16 protein-coding genes are annotated in these 19,717 nt (G+C 43.0%); 13 read left to right on the top strand and 3 right to left on the bottom strand.

All coding sequences use genetic code 11. The annotated features are described in order from the left end of the window. The first annotated feature begins 92 nt into the window (after positions 1-92). Genes KUV50_RS05440 through KUV50_RS05430 form a run of 3 tightly spaced genes read left to right on the top strand, consistent with a single transcriptional unit; the run spans position 93 to position 2,803 of the window. Positions 93-821 (top strand): (Fe-S)-binding protein, encoded by a 729-nt coding sequence (locus KUV50_RS05440; RefSeq protein WP_222579087.1) that lies wholly within the window; start codon positions 93-95, stop codon positions 819-821. Positions 822-846: 25 nt separating this feature from the next. Further along, positions 847-2,226, top strand: coding sequence for a lactate utilization protein B (locus KUV50_RS05435; protein WP_222579086.1), 1,380 nt, complete (start codon positions 847-849; stop codon positions 2,224-2,226). Continuing rightward, positions 2,219-2,803, top strand: a complete 585-nt coding sequence (locus KUV50_RS05430; RefSeq protein ID WP_222579085.1) for a lactate utilization protein C — start codon at positions 2,219-2,221, stop codon at positions 2,801-2,803. The genes KUV50_RS05435 and KUV50_RS05430 overlap by 8 nt, the downstream gene beginning before the upstream one ends. A gap of 87 nt (positions 2,804-2,890) precedes the next feature. Here KUV50_RS05430 and KUV50_RS05425 read toward each other — a convergent pair whose 3' ends face one another. Together KUV50_RS05425 and KUV50_RS05420 are read right to left on the bottom strand one after the other, a co-directional pair. Continuing rightward, positions 2,891-3,310, bottom strand: coding sequence for a hypothetical protein (locus KUV50_RS05425; protein ID WP_222579084.1), 420 nt, complete (start codon positions 3,308-3,310; stop codon positions 2,891-2,893). Positions 3,311-3,428: 118 nt separating this feature from the next. After that, positions 3,429-6,044, bottom strand: coding sequence for an ATP-binding protein (locus tag KUV50_RS05420; protein WP_222579083.1), 2,616 nt, complete (start codon positions 6,042-6,044; stop codon positions 3,429-3,431). Positions 6,045-6,146: 102 nt separating this feature from the next. On the opposite strand from KUV50_RS05420, the gene KUV50_RS05415 reads away from it, so the two are divergent. After that, positions 6,147-7,097: a nuclear transport factor 2 family protein gene (locus tag KUV50_RS05415; RefSeq protein WP_222579082.1), complete on the top strand. Its 951-nt coding sequence runs from the start codon at positions 6,147-6,149 to the stop codon at positions 7,095-7,097. Between the two features lie 181 nt (positions 7,098-7,278). On the opposite strand, the gene KUV50_RS05410 is transcribed toward KUV50_RS05415, so the two are convergent. Further along, positions 7,279-8,385: a serine hydrolase domain-containing protein gene (locus tag KUV50_RS05410; RefSeq protein WP_222579081.1), complete on the bottom strand. Its 1,107-nt coding sequence runs from the start codon at positions 8,383-8,385 to the stop codon at positions 7,279-7,281. A 213-nt stretch (positions 8,386-8,598) separates the two neighbouring features. Between KUV50_RS05410 and KUV50_RS05405 the strand changes: the two genes are divergently transcribed. The 9 genes from KUV50_RS05405 (at position 8,599) to KUV50_RS05365 (ending at position 19,710) form a co-directional block, all read left to right on the top strand. Then, positions 8,599-9,417, top strand: coding sequence for a helix-turn-helix domain-containing protein (locus KUV50_RS05405; protein ID WP_222579080.1), 819 nt, complete (start codon positions 8,599-8,601; stop codon positions 9,415-9,417). A gap of 139 nt (positions 9,418-9,556) precedes the next feature. Beyond that, complete coding sequence (locus KUV50_RS05400; protein ID WP_222579079.1) at positions 9,557-10,099, top strand: YybH family protein; 543 nt, start codon at positions 9,557-9,559, stop codon at positions 10,097-10,099. 101 nt (positions 10,100-10,200) lie between these two features. After that, entirely contained in the window at positions 10,201-12,432 is a 2,232-nt protein-coding gene (locus tag KUV50_RS05395; RefSeq protein ID WP_222579078.1) for a pyridoxal phosphate-dependent decarboxylase family protein, read from the top strand. A 126-nt stretch (positions 12,433-12,558) separates the two neighbouring features. After that, the gene (locus KUV50_RS05390) at positions 12,559-13,725 is read left to right on the top strand and encodes an FIST signal transduction protein (RefSeq protein ID WP_222579077.1); all 1,167 of its coding nucleotides are present in this window, start codon (positions 12,559-12,561) and stop codon (positions 13,723-13,725) included. A gap of 188 nt (positions 13,726-13,913) precedes the next feature. Next, positions 13,914-16,187: a sensor histidine kinase gene (locus KUV50_RS05385; protein ID WP_222579076.1), complete on the top strand. Its 2,274-nt coding sequence runs from the start codon at positions 13,914-13,916 to the stop codon at positions 16,185-16,187. A gap of 271 nt (positions 16,188-16,458) precedes the next feature. Continuing rightward, entirely contained in the window at positions 16,459-17,499 is a 1,041-nt protein-coding gene (locus KUV50_RS05380) for a response regulator (protein ID WP_222579075.1), read from the top strand. 34 nt (positions 17,500-17,533) lie between these two features. Continuing rightward, positions 17,534-18,091: a Pycsar system effector family protein gene (locus KUV50_RS05375; protein ID WP_222579074.1), complete on the top strand. Its 558-nt coding sequence runs from the start codon at positions 17,534-17,536 to the stop codon at positions 18,089-18,091. 121 nt (positions 18,092-18,212) lie between these two features. Next, positions 18,213-18,854, top strand: coding sequence for a T9SS type A sorting domain-containing protein (locus tag KUV50_RS05370; protein ID WP_222579073.1), 642 nt, complete (start codon positions 18,213-18,215; stop codon positions 18,852-18,854). A gap of 115 nt (positions 18,855-18,969) precedes the next feature. After that, entirely contained in the window at positions 18,970-19,710 is a 741-nt protein-coding gene (locus tag KUV50_RS05365; RefSeq protein ID WP_315899938.1) for a polyprenol monophosphomannose synthase, read from the top strand. Positions 19,711-19,717 lie beyond the last annotated feature (7 nt).

The following is a 19,717-nucleotide window of genomic DNA, read 5'->3' as shown; positions in this document are numbered from 1 at the left end:
TGGCGATGGCAATCCTGGATTCTATCAATGATGGAAATAATTAATAGGAATGTTGCATTATGATTAATTATTCTGTTCCTTAGAACTCAATTATGAAAATTGGATTATTTGTTCCTTGTTACATCGATCAGTTTTACCCGGATGTAGGTAAAGCAACGCTCCTGATCCTGGAGAATTTGGGGTATGAAGTTACCTATCCGTTGGAACAGAGTTGTTGTGGACAACCCATGGTGAATTCCGGCTTTGTGAAAGAGGGGGGGGCGGTCACGAAAAACTTTCGAAAGGTTTTCCGGGATTGCGATGTGGTCGTAGGTCCGTCGGGAAGTTGTGTCCACCATTTGGTCGATCACGAAAAGTTGGGTCAGCAATCCGGAAAACCTGAAGTTTATGAACTCTTTAGTTTTTTGCATGCCCAAAACAACTTTCCCCGGTCACTGCAACCATTCCCGCACAGGGTCGGGTTGCACTATTCGTGTCACGCCCTACGGGGGTTGAATATTGCCAGTCCCAGTGAGTTGGTGGAGCCGTATTTTTCTAAAATCCAACCCATTTTGGATGTCATACCAGAAATGGAAATTGTTCCTTTAGACAATGTGGATGAATGCTGTGGATTTGGCGGTACGTTTTCTGTTTTCGAAAGTGCTGTATCGATTGATATGGGGGAGCGACGCGTCGAAGATCATGTCTCACACGGTGCCGAATACGTTGTATCTATGGATAGTTCTTGTCTCATGCATATGGAGGGTGTCGCACGAAAACAAAAACAAAACGTCCGTTTCTTGCATCTTGCTGAACTTGTTGCAAAATTGTGGGAACGATGATCAGAACAATAGCTTATTATAATTTATGAGAACCAAACATGCCCAAGCTGCGGACCATTTTATACATGAATCGCCTTCCCCGAAGGCACAACACAACGCTGCGATTCACCTGCGGAGAAAAAGAGATGTTGCAGCGAATGAATTGCAGGAGTTTGAGGAATTAAGAACCAGGGCTTCAGAGATTAAAAAGCATACGCTCACCCATTTGGATCAGTATCTGGAAGAATTTGAAAAAAATGCCCTGGCAAACGGCGTGCAGGTTCATTGGGCAGTAGATGGAAACGAAATGAATGCCCGGGTGTATGAAATTCTGAAAAAAAATGAAGTGCCATACATCGTCAAAAGTAAATCGATGTTAACGGAAGAATGCGGACTCAACCATTTCCTGGAAGAACAAGGGATGGAAGTTTACGATACGGATTTGGGAGAGCGCATTGTTCAGTTGGCGCATGAGCCACCCAGTCACATCGTCGTCCCGGCAATGCACAAAACACGGGAGGAAATCTCCGCGCTGTTCCACGATACCATGAATACCGAAGCGGGAAATCTGGATGCCAAGTACCTTACATTGTCTGCCCGGAAGGATTTGCGGCAGCGGTTTATGAATGCAAAAGCTGCGGTGACCGGTGTTAATTTTGGAGTGGCCGAGACTGGAACCGTGACCATTTGTACGAATGAGGGCAATGCCGACCTGGGGGTAAATAAGGCTCCTGTTCAGATTCATTGCATGGGCATCGAAAAATTGATCCCCCGGCAGGAAGATCTGGGTGTTTTTATTCGGCTGCTGGCGCGATCTGCAACCGGTCAGCGAATCACGACCTACACGAGCCACTATCAAAAACCGAGAGCGGGCTCAGAAATGCATCTTATCCTGGTAGACAATGGTCGATCCCATCACCTGGGTATGGAAGATTTTTGGGAGGCGTTAAAGTGTATTCGTTGTGGAGCCTGTATGAATACCTGTCCGGTCTACCGCTCCGGAGGAGGTCACAGCTATGGCTATGCGGTGCCTGGCCCTATTGGAAGCATCATTGCTCCGGCACGTAATTTTGAAGAATATGATGACTTGCCTTTTGCCTCTTCCTTGTGTGGGTCATGCAGCGCAGTGTGTCCGGTCAAAATAGATATACACGGCCAATTGCTTAAGTGGCGGGAGGTTATTGTAGAGGAGGGTGAGGTCGATACCAAAAAGTCCTTACCCATGAAGGTTGGAAGTTGGATTCTGTCTCGGCCGAGCTGGTATCGGCGAGCTGGGAAATGGGCGCGAAAGCTGCTGTCCTGGTTTCCGGGTATTGCGCGCAAGACTGTTAATGACTGGACGAAAGGTCGAGAATTGCCTGAGCCCCCCAATGAAAGCTTTCGAGAGTGGTACTTAAAGACCAGAAAAAATGAAGAGAATGAATAGTCGAGAAACGATTTTGCAATCAGTACGTGATCACAAACCTGCACCCGTTGCACTCCCCACGCGTGCGCGTACTGCACCACCACCTATGGATGTCTTAGACCGATTTGTTTTTCATCTGGATGGTATAGGGGGAGTGACGCGATTTTTTGAGTCGAGGCAAGCCGCTTTGGAAACACTGAAACAGTCCAGCTCTGGATTAATGCTCCGGGATCTGATCCAAGGTGAATCAACAATCCAGGAAGATTCGGTCACAGAACCTGATGTGACTGCCGTGGAAGCGCGTTTTGCGGTAGCGGAAAACGGAGCTGTATATATTACGGACCAGGAGGTTGGGCACCGGCAATTTTTATTTTTGGGCCGCAAATTAATAGCTCTGGTTCCGCAGGATGCACTGGTTCCTGATATGCATGAGGCGTATGACCGGATCAAATTATCCTCAGTGGGCTTTGGGATTTTTATAGCCGGCTCTTCCGCTACGGCTGACATCGCTCAGATATTGGTACGTGGAGCTCATGGTCCCGCAGAAATGGAAGTATGGTTTTATGGTCAGCAATCTAAAGTGATGTCTGCTGAATAACTATTACAGGGTGTTTTTTCTGCTAATAGGTAATCATTTGGCGGATGACTGACAATGAGTGATCCCAGTTACATCGATAAAAAAACATTAATCAGTAAAGGTGTATTGTACATCCAGGAATGATTCATAAAGTGATTTTTCCTGATCGGGGGTGGTGATAATTATCCTCAACTGGTCTACCAGGACAGCATGAGGACCATCTTTCACTGAAACACCGACTTCTCGTGATCCCTTACCCGTAAATATTTTTGATTTGGAATAAAGGAAATTTGGTGTTTTTTTTCCATCAGTATATGGTTGGACCCATATTCGGGCTCCTTCTGGATGGCTTATATGATACTCATACCGAATCAGTACAAATTCACCAAAAGGCAAGTTAGCCGGCGAGTCAGGATTTGTGGAGGTGATTTTAATGGAATTGGTGTTGGAGTTTTCTTTGCTGCATCCGGAGATCCCCAAAATAATCGCTGTCAGGAAAAGAACGGGAAAAAGAATAGTTCGTTTCATATCTTAATACATTTAGGAGTTAAAAAGACAACGGACAAATTACACTTTCAACTGATGGCCTTTTGATGGATAAGTAACAATGATGCACGCCGTTGTAACAAAATCAGAGGATTGGGAATTATGATCCGGAATTGGAGTTGTATCCTGAAGGGGAAACCCCGAACTTGGCTTTGAATATTTTCGAGAAATTGGAAAGGCTGCTATACCCAACAGAATAAGCTGCTTGTGATACCATTTCACCTTTTGCTAGAAGTTGTGCTGCTTTTTCCAGACGAAATTCCCGCATAAACTTATTTGCTGAGTGACCAAGCAAGGCGGTTATTTTTCGATGCACCTGCATCCGACTCATATTCATCTCGCGAGCTAACTCTCGAACGCCAAATTCTGATTCGTGAAATCTTTGTTCCATAACCTCCATTAAACGTAGTAGAAAATTTTCTTCTCCACTGAGAGTGGATGTTTTTCGGGGGTGAAGTTCGATGATCTTTTTGAATTTTTCACGAAGTAAAACTCTTTGCCTGAGAAGGTTTTTTATCCGGCTTAGTAATTCCTTCGAATGAAAGGGTTTTACAAGATAGTCATCAGCTCCGGTGTGTAACCCCTTCAATTTGCTTTCCATATCGGCCCGTGCCGTTAACAGGATTACCGGGATATGATTGGTCAATGGATCTGTTTTTATCTTTCTGGTTAATTCAAGTCCGCTTATTCCTGGCATCATGACATCACTGATGATCAGGTCCGGAATCAGATCTTTAGCTTGCTGGATTCCTGAATTGCCTTCATAAGCCAGGTGCACGTGATATTTTTCTTTCAATAACCGGACCAGTAAATCAGCCACTTCTACGTTATCTTCTATAAGGAGTAACTGGGGTTTGTTCTTGATATATATGGCCTTTTCTGTAGTTGGTTTCCGGGTAGAATCTGTGGATTTTAATGAAGATATAAGTTCTTTATCACTGCGATGGAGCGGAATATTTAATTCAAATATGCTCCCGAATTTTTCTGAACTTTGAAGGGAAATATGACCTTGGTGAAGTTCCACCAGCTCTCTGGTGATGGCGAGCCCAATTCCTGTTCCGGATCGATCATTCCCGGATTGGTAAAATCTTTCGAAGATGCTCTTGTGTTCTGTCTTAGGTATTCCGGGTCCCTGATCTGAAACTTGTACACGGAGGCTGCCTTTTGCATACGATGTATGGATTCTGATGATCGTTCCTTCACGCGTGAATTTTACGGCATTGGAAAGGATATTGTAGAATATTTTTTCGAGCGCATCCCGATCAAAATTGAGGTATAATGGTGTAAGGAGGCCCTCGTGATCTATGGACACATTCTTAGTCGCGGCCATAGGTGTGAACAAGGCAACCGACATTTTGAAAAATGCAGATATATCACCCGGTGCCGGGTGTAGCAAAAACTGTCCGGATTCCAATCTGGTTAGGTCCAATAATTGGTTGATCAGCCGGAGAAGGCGGTTCGTATGAGTATTCAAGATGGCCCAATCACTGTTATCTGCAGCTGGTAGATGGTTGTCGATCGTTCCTTTGATCAGTGTCAGTGGCGTGCGAAGTTCATGAGAAATATTTGTGAGTAATTTGGTCTTTAGGTCATCTATCGCCTTGATCTTCTCCGCTTCAATTTGGAGCAATTTTGTTTTTTCTGCATCGGCCTCTGCTTGGGCCCGGATCACTTTATTAGCACATAGCGCGGCTATGGTTTGCAGGAGTCGGAGATGTCGTTTTGTGAAAAAGTTTTTCTTTGAATGTTCAGAATCAATGACTCCGATAACGGTGTCGTTGTAGATCAACGGAACAGCTAACTCTGAAAAACGGAAAATATCGTCTTCAATATAGCGAGAATCTAAAGTGGTGTCTTCCACCAGTTGAGGTGTTCCAAATTTGGCTACGTGACCCACAATTCCTTCTCCGATTGGAATTTCTAAAGGGTTTTTAATTTTGAATGCATCAGGGTTTTTGGCTCCAAAGGCTGCTTTTTGAACCAAAACATTGTTATCCGCATCCACTAAGTAAATTACGCAATCCTCAAAACCCAGTCTGCTAATGCAGTTCTTTGCAACATCCCATAAAATTTCTTCGACCGTATTCTGACCAAATAACGAGGTCGAAAAGTAATTTATAGTATCTTCTATTTCCAAGCTGACGGAGATCATTTCTCTTGTTTTGTGCAATTGATTATTGTATAACCTGCGGTGAAACAGAGCAGCGATCGTGGATGCCACCACGGCAACACTCAGATTTCCATAGTAATACTTCAATTGGATTTGCGGACTGATTGATTGTGTCAATATGGAGTATTCCGTCCATTCCAGGAGAAGTAGAGTCATCAACGTGAGTGAGATGGCAAACATCATGCTCCACTTCTCCCGACTATGAAATACCAAAACACCACCGAACAACACCGGAAGAAGGATCAGTTGCTCACCGGCTGCCCGCCCAAAAGCGGAAGCAGATAGAAAAATGGCTAGGTGGATCAGGGTATAAAGCCAGAGTTTGGCAAAACGCGTCCGTCCGATCGTATTGAATATCATGGTGGCTGAAAATCCAAACATGAAAAATATATTCAGGTAGAAAAACAAACCTTCGTATACAAATAAATAACTGAAAGTAGCTAGTGTGGCCATCATCGCAAATATATTGACCATGGTCACCCGGATCGACTTTTCAAAACTTGACCCGGACACCGCTTTCGATGCGTTTGTGGGTGAAAATTTCATGATTGATTATTTAAAAAATGTCGTATCTGTACAAGACTAGATGTTATGGTAGTGTTACATTTAGGGTAATATATTTAATTAAAAGCTAAAATACCTTAAAACATGAAAAGATTAATTTGGACTCTAGTTATTGTTTTGGCTGGTTTGCCAGCGGTTATTGCTCAAATGGAAGAGAATGGGACGGTTTATATTGAACATCCTGCTATAGATGTCATAAAGAGCCTCGACCAGGCCGTGGTGGCCGGGGATTCCGCTAAAATAGCTGCGTTGCTGGCGGATGATTTCAATGGTTACAATGGGGTTTCCCGGACCCTTGACCAGAAAGGAACCACGAAGGAAAAGTATATTGCCGGCTTGTTGCGCTGGTCCCGGTTATTGGATTATTTTTCCATTTCTGATTTACACGGATCTTATCCGGATGCCATTCGGTACGAAAAGGACAACGATGATGATATCGTCTGGGTTCAAACCTGGGATATGGTCAAAGGCGTCCACAAAAAGACTGGTGTGAAACTCAATTCCTTGGGCCATCGTTTGTTTCAAATCACCAATGATAACAAGATCAAAACAGCTATCGGTTACTTCAATGAATCAATTTTCAAAGAAATAGGTGAAAGTTTTTCAACGCTTCCAAATGGCACAATCTATAAAAACCACCCCAATATTAATAGTGTGCGTAAGATGATGTACAGTCTGGAAAATGGAGATATAGAACATTCCTTAAGTTTTTATAGTCCGGAGGTCCAGTTTCATGACGTTAATGATGAAGATCCCGCTACAACGTTTTCATTGGGGGAGAAGAAAAATATTCTTGAAAATGTACTAAACTCTTTTGATATCACAGATATAGAGGTGGTAGGTTATCCCGATTATCTGGAGTACGACCTTAGTAATGGTCGGTCTGTCTTATCCTGGTGGAATATTCACATGACCCGAAAGTCGGATGATAAAAAGATCACACTTTTTATGCACCTTAATGATGACTTTGATGAGAATGGAAAGATTGTCAGAGAGATATCGTATTACAATCGGTCGTTGCTGGAGCAAGAGTAGTATACTAGGAAGTATCTGTACAGTAACTATTTTAGGTTCGAGCGGACTGATGACTTGCACCAGGTTTTGGAATAAATGAAGGTCCGGTATATTAAGAATTGATTAGGTGTGGTTTTTTCTATTAAATCAGGAATCGGCCACGCTTGGAATCAGGGACCGGAAATGATGGGTAAGCTTCGAGCTATTTAGAAAGCAGCACCATAAGTTCATGGGACAGTTCCCCGATGGCATCAGTCCTTTTACTGAACGCTGATAAATTGGATAATACAACAACACTGTTTCTGTTCTTGACATCAACGATCATGGACGAAGTATAACCGCCTGTCCCTCCATTGTGCCAGTACCATGCTGAGTCTTCTTTTCTAATGAGAATCCCCCAGCCCAATCCTTGCCGCATTTGGTCTGATACCTGATGGGTGGATGTTCTGGTCAGCGCCAGAGCTTTGTTTTCAGTATCAAATTGAGCTCTTGCAAACTTGGTGAGATCTTCCACACTTGATAAAATCCCCCCGGCACCTTGCAATACATTCATATCCCAATTGGAAACAATTTCACTCTGATCATTGATCCCTCTGATTAATTGGTCTTGTACTTTTCCTTGGATGGTCGTGGAATGAACCATCCCATATTTATTGAATATTTTGGTTTGCAGCAGATTTTCATAACTGGTATGTGCTACCGAACTTAAGAGGTACCCCATTAAACCCACTCCGAGGTTGGAATAGACATACTTTTTACCGGGTGGGGTGGATAATTCCATTTGACCGGACAGGTATAGAGTTAACTCTTCTTCGCCGTATGATTCATATGGATTGTTGGGATTTACCTTGCTGAGATCGAGATTTGTTGGCATTCTGGGTAATCCCGACGTGTGATTGGCCAACTGAATAAAGGCGATGCGTTGATCTTTATTAAGTTCGAAAGGGAGGTAGTCATTGATGTTGTCGTTCAGATGTAGCCCGTTATTTAATACAAATTCTGCCAACAAGGTACTGGTAAATACTTTTGTGATGGAACCAATTTCGAAAATAGCCTTTGAAAGATCACACATCAAAAGGGTGTCTTTGATTCTTCGTATGCCAAGATAGTGAACTGAATCATTTTTGACCAGGCCTATGGAAACTTGGGTGTCTTCAGGCAGCTGTGCTGCTTTTTCAAAGATGAGATCAATTGTCTGGGAAGAAAAGAAGGGATCGGGTGTGAGGGACTGGTCTACGTTCGGTTTACTTTGGCCAGTTAGATTAATTAAAAATGTCAGATGGAGAATAATCCATAAATAGTGATTCATGTTTATCTTTTATAGATCTTTATTAGCGCCGCATAAGTATGTTTTAAAAAAATATAACTATATTTATGCTGCCTAAATATAAATTACGCCCCATTTGACAAGTAAAATATTTATTTAAAATGATATTTAATTTGCTTTGTCAAATGTTAGTTTGTTTTTTACTGGTTGTGAATGAACGAACAGGCATCTAAGCTAAACAATACTAAACCCACAATGAAAGAACCAGCTACTTATTTTCCTGATGCCAGGCTTCAACGATTTATAGCTTGTTATGGAGTTCTTGAAGTACCTGCAGGGATTTCTGAACCATATTTTTCACCGCCCCTGGGGTTGAGCGGGATCATCATTCAGACCATATTCGATCACGAACCGATGCTGGCTCACATTGACGACCGTATTTTCTTTAAAGAAAGAGCGGTAGTAACAGGCCAGGTTACCAAGCCCGTGTATGGAACACTCCAGGGCAGAATGAAGGCGTTTTTAATATTTTTTACGCCCCTAGGAATGTATGAGCTTTTTGGAAATGATATGGCCGAATTGACAAACAAATCCATACCTCTCAAACAGTTTCTGGGTGAACCCACTTGTGCAACTTTAATCCAAAATTTAACCGCTGATCAGAGCACGGATCATCAGATAAAGATTTTGGATCAATTTTTCATAAAAACCAACCCGGCCGGGAAAAACTTTGAAAAGCTGAGGAAGGTCTTGAATTTTATTCATGAACGACAGGGTGGTGTCACCGTGCATGATCTCGAAGTAAACGGTTGTTATCACCGCAAAACCCTGGAACGTCATTTTCGTAAAATGGTTGGTCTTTCCCCAAAAGTTTATGCCCAAATTTACCGTTTCAAATCATTGATACAATTAATACAGAGCCAACCCGACATTACATGGACCCAGCTTGCTGATCAAGCAGGGTATTATGACCAATCACATATGTCCCGATATGTCAAAGAGTATCTTCAGGTTTCCCCGAACAGCCTGGTTCAGCTCGATATGGATTTTGTAAACTATTTGCTGTCCAGGTGAGAGTGGAAACATCCTTTTAGTTTTTCTTAATGACAGATATGTCTGTGGTTAGCGGGAGGCACGACTACCGTTATGTCCCGATGATTGATAAATCGGGTTTTCTGTGCCAGGTGCTGAGTTTTTTTTTTAAATGTCGCATTTGTACAAGAAATACTGTTATGTAAATGTTAATTTGCACAGTCAGTACAAGGTAGGGTCAACGGGTGTGCTTAAGCAATTGGATTGGAGCGATGATTTGATGGATAATGCGTCACTATACAATGAATTACATATGAATGCAACAAAAGATTTTAGTTCTGATCCGGTGAAAAAAGCGATTGATGAAAGAACTCGTGCTTTTGAAAATGCTATGGCTAACGCCGATGCAGCCGGGGTAGCTGATTGCTATACAGAAGATGGAGAATTTATGGCTCCGAACGGACCGGCTGTCAAAGGGAAAAATGCTATTGAGAAGACCATCGCAGAATACATTGACCAAGGATTTACACAGTATAAGGCCACGACTACGATCGTATATGGAGATGAAGGCGTGGTGGGGGTGCAGACGGAATACAACCTCAGTCAGGAAGGCGGCAAGAATAAAGACTTTGGTAAGTCGATCCAGCTTTGGAAGGAAGAAAAAGGTACCTGGAAAATATTCAGAGATTGCTTTAATTCAAATTTGCCAGAACAACCGCAATAGCTTTATCTGGTCACAATTTTTATACATTTCTTGTCCGTCGTTAGCATCAGTAATGCCGGATGGACCATTTGCCAACAGGCATTAACCTCTAATACAGCTCCATGCACCAAATACCCAAACACCATGCGGATCAATTTGCCCGGGATTTATTACACGCCCATTTAAATCTTAATGAAGAAAATCGCATTGGACTCCAGGGAGTCGGTGCAGAGAAACTGGAAGCTTTGTTTCTGGGGACACATGGAGGCAATGCGATCCATTTACACGATATGCTTGACCGGGCACTGCGGGGACATGTTGAATTTAGAAAGAATTATTTTCCGGACGACCCGGATTATCTTAACGAGACCATTCAAAATAGTCCGGCGTTTGAACGAACCATGCAAATGATGAAAGAGGAATACGACAAACTTATTGCACAATTGCAGGAGTCGGGTACCTTTTTTAGTATGCGTTCGATCGGACATATGTTATGGGATACTACACTTCCCGGAATAGCCGGGTATTTTGCCGCGCTTTTGTATAATCAGAATAATGTGGCTGCTGAAGCATCTCCTGTAACGACATTGATGGAGATGTATGTGGGGAACGATCTGTGTAAAATGCTGGGATATTCGGTGCAGCCGATTGGGCATGATTCAACTGAAGATGCCCTGCCGGATGACCTGATCACAGGGTGGGGGCACATCACCTGCGATGGTTCGGTGGCCAACCTGGAAGGATTGTGGATGGCGAGAAACTTAAAATTATATCCGGTCAGTGTTCGCGCTGCATTTCAAAATGAAGCAGTGTTTGAAAACGCTCAGAGCTTCCAGGTCACACTTGCCAATGGAAAAATGGAAACTCTTGCAACGCTTGATGATTGGGGTGTTCTCAATCTTTCTATCGATGGGGTGTTGGATATTCCTAAGCGTATAAGTACCGAATATGGGATTGAAATAGCTGCAATCAATGAGGCTATTTCTCATTATTCTGTCCAAGAGATTGGATATCTTCAGATATTGCAAAAATACCTTCCCGAGATCCAAGAATCTCCCGTGTCGATTTGTTCCGGAACTCGTCATTATTCCTGGCCCAAAGGAGCAGCTATATTAGGCATTGGCGCCGCAAATATGTGGAATATCCCGGTGGACTTAAAAGCGAGAATGGATATAAGTAAACTTCGGCAATCGCTGGAGCTGTGTCTTGAAAAAAAGATTCCGCTGATGAATGTGGTTGCCATAGTGGGTACCACGGAAGAAAGTGCCGTCGATCCACTGGCTGATATTCTGGAAATACGAAAAGAGTACCGGACGCGGGGCCTCGAATTTGCGCTTCATTGTGATGCCGCCTGGGGTGGGTATTACAAGACAATGTTGAACAGCCATGATGAAAGCAAATCCCATACTTTTACTCACATTAATGAATCCGAAATGGCTGCTCTACCGATGAGCGAATATGTAACCAATCAGTACAAGGTGCTTCAGGAGGCGGACTCCATCACCGTTGATCCCCATAAGTCTGGTTATGTACCATATCCCGCCGGCGCGCTGTGTTATCGTAATTCAGCGATGCGAAACCTCGTTTCTTTTACAGCGCCGGTGGTCTATCATGGCGGTGTAGATCCTACGGTAGGCGTGTATGGGGTGGAAGGGTCGAAACCCGGAGCTGCAGCCGCTGCTGTTTATTTGAGCCATAAAGTGATCCGGCCCAATGTGGATGGTTATGGTCAGCTTTCGGGTGAATGTTTCTTTAATGCCAAACGACTCTACGCCGCATTGGTTTGCTTGAATATTACCGATATTCCTTTTTTTGTGGTTCCGTTAGTTCCCATACCTGCCATACAAGAAGGGAGGTCTGAAGCAGAGGTAAAGCAACAATATGAGTTTATTCGAGACCGGATTGTTAATAAGACCAATCAGGAATTATTGGAAGATGAAGAGGCTTTTCAACTGTTCAAATTGCTTGGTGGGGATCAGACCATCATAACGTATTTGTATAATTATTACGACCGGGATGGGAAGCCGAATAGTGATATGGCCAAAGTGAACGAATTGAACAATAAAATTTACAGAAGGTTCAGCTATAAACCTTACGAGGATAATACGAAAAGCACGGAGCTCGTAGTCACTTCTTCCGCATTTAGTCGTCCGGTTGATGGCGATGTATTAATTGACAATTTACGCCAGCGGTTGGGTGTGGATACCCATGTGAATGCACCTGTTCATTTTCTCATATCTACGATTATGAATCCTTGGCTCAGCCACACCGTCGATGGGTCGTTTATACCTCAAATCATATCCATTATTATCAAGAATGTAACTCAAATTGCCGCAGAGATTGAGTCAGAATAACAGTATGTAAAAATAAATTAAACTAAAACAAAATATTTCCCTATATTAGGGATGCCCTAATTATTGAGGGATTTGGTTGTCAATGTCCGTTGTTTATTGAAATTTAGGGCCGTGAAATAGAAATTTATGAAAGCTAGATCAATCAAAGGAAAGTCAACCGCAGAACTAAAAGAGAACCTAACCAAGATCTTGTCCGTTCAGGAGCAGTCCGGGGAAGAGATGTTTCGGCCTACCCTGGCCATCGTATTCGCATCTAAAATCATGGATCGGGATGCCATTGCCACATTATTGGATGACAGGGATATTGAAATATTTGGTTGTACTACCAACGGAGAATTTATTGATGAAAAGACTGAGAAAGGATCAGCAGCCATACTTCTGCTCGATTTAGCCAAAGACTATTTTCAAATCTATTTTGAGGAATACCCGGATAAAAATTATAAAGAAGTTGCATCGGGCATTGCTCATAGAGCTAAATCTCAGTTTGGAGAACCCGCATTTTTATTGTCCATCAGTCATATGGAAGCAGACGGGGAAGAAATACTGCATGGATTTGAAGAAGTGATAGGTGAAGACGTGAATGTCTTTGGTGGTAGTGCAGGGGATGACTACGCCTTTGAAGAGACCTTCGTTTTTACCAATGATAAAGACAGTAATAATGGAATGGTTTGTCTGGCCCTGGACCAATCGAAAATAGAATTCAAAGGCATCGCCACCTGTGGATGGAAAGCTGTGGGAACCGAACGCACTGTGACCAGAAGTGAAGGCAACCATGTCTATACGGTAGATGACATCCCGGTGTTGGATATAACCACAAAATACGGTGGCCTGGAAAATATCACTCCTGAAAACGATAGCTTGCTTATGGAACTGGCCGCTAATTTTCCATTGCAACTGCAACGGGAGGAAGGAGATCCAGTCATGCGCCCTGGCTTGGTTGTAGATTGGTCCGATCATTCATTCTATACGGGCGGTACGGTACCTCAGGGGTCCAAAGTGCGATTTTCTTTGCCCCCGGATTTTGATGTGATGGAAAAAGTCGTTACCCATTTGGAAAAATTAAAAGCCCTGGAAATGCCATCGGCAGATGCACTGATCGTATTCAGTTGCGCCGGCAGGATATTGTCATTGGGACCTTTGATGACGGAAGAAATAGAAGGTGTCAAAAACGTGTGGAATGTGCCCATGGCCGGGATGTTTAGTAATGCAGAATTTGGGCGTGCCACAGGAGGAAACCTTGAATTGCATAATCTGACCACATGCTGTGTGGTTTTAAAAGAGAAAGCGGATTAGAACTTCAGATTGGCTGGTGTTCGTACAGATGGGAGTCAATCTCTGATCTCTTAATAAAGGAGGCGGAGTGCTGCCAGTTTTTATCGTCGTGCTGCTCGGCTTTATTCAAGACGCTGCTTTGCCCGTTTCCGCTCGTGCCATCCGATATACCGCTCGTCGGCCTAACACATAAACGGAGTTTATAAGTAATGAATCCCGAACTTGAAAGCATATTAAATTTTATTACATCATCAGACGGTATTTCAGCCTGTGAAAAAGAAAAACTGTCCGGATATTTAAATAAAGTGGACCGATCACTGGCTGTTTCTGAGTTCAAACTGGAACGGACTGAAAAAGTAAAACGGACTACTGCTATTCTTTTGGAAGAAACGATCGAAGAATTGGAACAAAAACAAAAGGCCGTTGAACAGCAAAATCGGGATCTTGAAATAGAGGCCGCGTTGGAACGAGTTCGGTCCAGGAGCATGGCCATGCAGACCAGTAGCGAGTTTGTTGAAGTATCTGAAGTGATGCTCAATGAAATTACCAGCCTTGGTATTAAAGCGCTTCGTACGGAGGTTTGCATCGTCGATCCCGATACAGAATCCATTGAAATATGGTCGGGGGCAGAACAAAATAGGAATACAGGGAATAAAGTCCTGGGGGTCCTGCCATGTGGTGTGCATCCGTTTTTTAATGGGATGGTTACCGCCTGGAAAGACCAAAGTCCTTATTTTATCCAAACCCGGTCGGGCGGTGAGGTGTCCGAATACTATGAAAATATAGCACCATATCTGTCCTGTGAACTGCCATCCGGATTCAGTGACCATGAAACTACCTCAGCGTTCCTTTATGCAGAAGGATCGCTTAATGTAGTTTCTCTTTTTCCGTTGACGAAGGAGGAATGTCATATTATGGTCCGGTTTGCCAATGTTTTTGGTCAGATATACCAACGGTTTATCGATCTTAAAAATGCAGAAGCCCAGTCCAAAGAAGCTGCGCGGCGTGCCTCTCTGGATCGGGTGCGTGGTCAGATAGCGTCCATGCGAACTACAACAGATCTGGGAAGAATTACGCCTCTAATATGGGATGAACTAACCACACTCGGTGTGCCCTTCATAAGATGTGGGGTTTTTATTATTGATGAGGACAAGCAAAATGTAGAAGTATATTTGTCAGCACCCAATGGGTTGTCACTGGGCACACTGAACATGGCTTTCGGATCCAACGCCCTGACCAATCATGCCGTGGCCGCATGGAAATTAAATGAAGTTTATCATACGCATTGGGAAGAAGAGGACTTTGTAGAATGGACAAATTACTTATTGGATATCGACCAGATAACCAGCGCTCAAGCTTATCAAGGAGCGGCTTCACCACCACCGTCTTTGGATTTGCACTTTATCCCTTTTTCGCAAGGTATGCTGTATGTCGGTAATACAAGTCCGCTTACTCAGGATGAAATCAACTTAAGCGATTCACTAGCGGAGGCATTTTCCATGGCGTATGCCAGGTATGAAGATTTTATAAAACTAGATGAAGCAAAACAAAACATAGAGAAAACACTGCATGATTTGAAAGCAGCTCAAAAGCAGTTGATTCAATCAGAGAAAATGGCCAGCCTGGGTGAACTAACCGCAGGGATTGCACATGAAATTAAAAATCCGCTCAATTTTGTTAATAATTTCAGCGAAGTGAGTAAGGAACTTCTCGAAGAGATGATTGAAGAACTTGATGACGGTCATCTGACTGAGGTGAAAGAGATCGCTGATGACGTCATGAGTAATTTGGATAAGATTATGCATCACGGACGTCGGGCTGATAGTATTGTTAAAGGCATGTTGCAACACAGCCGGACCAATTCTGGTGAGAAACTGGCGACCGATATTAATAATCTGGTTGATGAATACATTCGGCTGGCCTATCATGGGATGCGAGCCAAAGACAAATCTTTTAACGTATCCCTGGAAACTGATTATGATGATTCTATTGGTAAAATAGAAATTATTCCACAGGATATGGGGCGAGTGATCCTGAATCTGATTACCAATGCGTTCTATGCCTGTACAGAGAAGAACAAGCAGTTCAGGCGTATGTCGGATGGTTCAGAGGAACGTGTTCACACCAAGGAAAATCCCTATCAACCTACCGTAACTATCAGTACAAAATTATTCAACGCTCAATCAAGAAAGCCTGGAAGTAAGGCAAAGGGGAGGTTCCATGAAAATAACGGAGACTTTATAGAAATTGCGGTCTCTGACAACGGTCCGGGAATTCCTTCTCGAGTTCTCGATAAAATATTCCAACCATTTTTTACGACCAAACCCACCGGAGCGGGGACCGGCCTGGGACTTAGCCTGAGTTATGATATCGTAAAAGCTCATGAAGGTGAATTGAAAGTACAGACCGATGAGGCTCACGGGACCACGTTTATCATTCAATTACCTGTTAAAAAATTAGTTCGAAAAGAGACAGGGAAATGAAACGTCGAAATATTATTATTGATCCAGGATCAGGAAGTGGAAAAATCTACTAAACTGTGTAAATATTGTGTTAAATTTAAAGGTATGAACGCATCAATAGCTAAGCAACATTCCACCATATACGAGACCTTGGTTAGCGGACGATCGTCTTTAGGACTACCATTTGAGGCTGTGGTGGATTACGTGGCGGTTATTTGAGCTGGGTGCTTTATGCCTCTGATAAAACCGTTAGTTTTAAAATGGTAACAACGAAACTCAAAAGATTAATGGCATGACCAAGTTACTCGTAGTCGATGATGAAACGGATCTGGAAGTCTTGATCAAACAAAAATTCCGTAAACAAATTCGTGATAAAAAATACGAATTTTTGTTTGCTGTAAATGGAGTGGATGCCTTGAAAAAACTCGAGAACGAGCCCGATGTAGATGTCGTGTTAAGTGATATCAATATGCCCGAAATGGACGGCCTAACGCTGCTCAGTAAGCTCAATGAAACAAAACCGCTTCTTCGATCGGTGATTGTCTCTGCGTATGGGGATATGGAGAATATTCGTACCGCTATGAACCGCGGTGCTTTCGACTTTGTGACGAAGCCCATTAACTTTAAGGATCTGACTATTACCATCGAAAAAACGATTGAATATACCCGGCAAATCAAAAAAACATTACAGGCGATCAAAGAGAACAATATCCTCAAAATGTATGTCGACGAAAATGTTTTAAGCTTCATGGGGAGCAAGGAATATGAGTCTGTATTGTTGCGTAGCGAAACCATTGAGGCCACCGTCATGTTCATCGATGTGTGTGGCTTTACCAGGATAAGTGAAACAGCACCGCCGGACACTGTGGTGCATATGATCAATACCTACTTTGATGTGATGGTCAAGGAAATCATGGATCAGGATGGGTTTGTCGATAAATTTATCGGGGATGCGGTGATGGCTGTTTTTCGCGGAGATTACCATTTGGATAGAGCGGTCGACGCCGCCTTGTCCGTACGACATGAAATCAATAATTTGCCGAAAATAAAGGAACTGGAAGATTTTAAACCAAAAGTTTCCATTGGCATCAAAAGCGGCGAAATGATCTGTGGAAACATCGGCTCTGAAAGTCTTAAGCGTCTGGACTTTACGGTGATTGGGGACAGTGTCAATACAGCAGCACGTCTTCAGGATGCGGCAGAAGAAGCGCAAATACTAATATGTGAAGAATGTTACAATCAAATAAAAGAAGCTTTTAGATGTGAAAGAATAGGTGAGATCACTATGAAAAATAAATCGATACCACTCGTGGTCTATGAAGTTTTGGAATAAAATCTCTGAATATTTTCGATAAAAATGAATCAATATGACAATGGATGAAACACCAGGTCAAGAACCACTCGAAACCAGATTTACCGAAGAACTTGTCGATCATTATTGGGGGAGTATCAATTATTTGCAAGGCCTGATACGGGCCTCCGAGTTGAAAGCAGGATTGATCCTTTCCTTTTACGGCATTTTGCTTAATTTCGTGTACCAGAGCATGCGGATAGCTGAGGTGCATCATTCTGTACTGATTGTTCTTTACCTGTTGCTGGGTGGTTGGTTCATATGTACGGTAACTTCCATTTATTTTGCGATTCGTTGTTTTATTCCCCGGCTGGAAATCTCTTATGATAAGAATATCTTTTTCTTTAAGGATGTTATATCCCGGTTTGGGTCCATCAAGCAATTTTCAAAGACCTTTCACGAAATCAGCACTAATGAAGATGCTTTGTTTGATCAGTTGGGGCAACAGATTTATATTATTTCGAAAATCGCTGCGGTTAAGTTTAAGAACGTGCATCGATCACTCTTGTTCTTGGCTTATGGCTTAATTGCCCTGCTGCTTATCGTGGTGTACTATGCGATGGTGTCATTTTGAGGATGTATGTACTGGATCGATCGGCAGGAATGATGCTGCAAATACCATTTTTCTTACCTTTATCTATGTAGTTATTTTATTTGAGATTTCACCCGTCCCCGGGTGGTGAAACTGATAGCATATGAAACCTTACCACAGCATAAAATTTCTTTTCCTTATTTTCAGCATGATGGTGACCATGTCCGCTATGGCACACGTAAACCTCAAAAGTCCAAAAGGGGGAGAGACGCTTGATCCCGGTGCAACGGTTAAGATCGAATGGGAAGAAACGATAGCACAAGTCACCCAAAATTGGGATCTTTATTTTTCTACTGACGGGGGTAAGACCTATGAAGCTTTAAAACTGGATATTAATGTGAAGACGTTGGCCTATGATTGGATTGTTCCGTCCACCGCCACCAAGGAGGCCCGGATAAGGGTGGTGGAGGACAATGCCGGAGATGATTACAGTGATGAAAGTGGAGATTTTACCATTGCAGGAACTTCTACCGCATCGGAAAAGGTGCTGGAGCATATTGATATCACACTTTATCCCAATCCAGCCACGAACTATGTCCATATTAATACTTCTCAATCGGCACTCCCGATTGAAGATGTTTTGGTGTCAGAAAATTTGGGGCGAAAGGTAAGCGCACAGATATCTGTCCGGGAACATATCACAAACGAGTATTATTTAGCGGTGTCAAATTGGCCTCCCGGTATCTATTTTATATCTATTGTAGTGAGTAACGGCGTGGTAGTACGGAAATTGGTGATTCAGTAAAAACAAGAAGGATGCCCGATTTTAAGGCAGACTCTTATTCCATCCATCGAAATGGGATCAGAGTATGGTCATTCCAAATGATTTTCTATCTTTGACGCCAGTCAAAACCTATAATGTGAAGTCACATCTTGTTATCATTCCCACGTACAATGAAAAGGAGAATATTCGCTCCATCATATCCGCTGTAAAAGAATTGTCAGTTTCTTTTGATGTATTGGTCATCGATGACGGATCCCCCGATGGAACTGCAGATATAGTCCGTGATGTGCAGAAAGTCACGCCCGGGTTGCACTTGGAAGAAAGAACCGGGAAGCTTGGATTGGGTACGGCGTATATTCATGGATTTAAATGGGCATTGGCTCATAATTATGACTTTATTTATGAAATGGATGCGGATTTTTCACACAATCCGAAAGATCTGGTACGAATGGCTGGGGTGCTGACGCGTGATCAGGCTGATGTCGTAGTTGGCAGTCGATATGTGGAAGACGGTGGGGTCATTGACTGGCCTCGCAAACGACTGTGGCTGAGCAAGGGAGCCTCTTTTTATGTGCGGATGATTACGCGGATGCCTGTCCGCGATGTGACCGCGGGTTTTGTAGGGTACAAAAATGAAGTGCTGAGCGCGCTCAATCTGGATAAAATTCGATTCGTTGGGTATTCGTTTCAGATTGAAATGAAATTTGCCTCCTGGACGACCGGATTTAGAATCAAAGAGATTCCCATCCTATTTAAAGACCGGGAACTGGGAAAGTCAAAAATGTCTACCAACATTGTTCATGAAGCTATTTTTGGGGTTCTGAAAATGAAATTGGATTCTTTTACCAAAGATTACAAGGTGAATGAAAATGGCTGATGTTTGG

This window comes from Membranihabitans marinus (assembly GCF_019802045.1).
Lineage (GTDB): Bacteria > Bacteroidota > Bacteroidia > Chitinophagales > Saprospiraceae > Membranihabitans > Membranihabitans marinus_A.
Note: the sequence above shows the minus strand (reverse complement) of the source record. Positions and strands in the feature narration are given on the sequence as shown.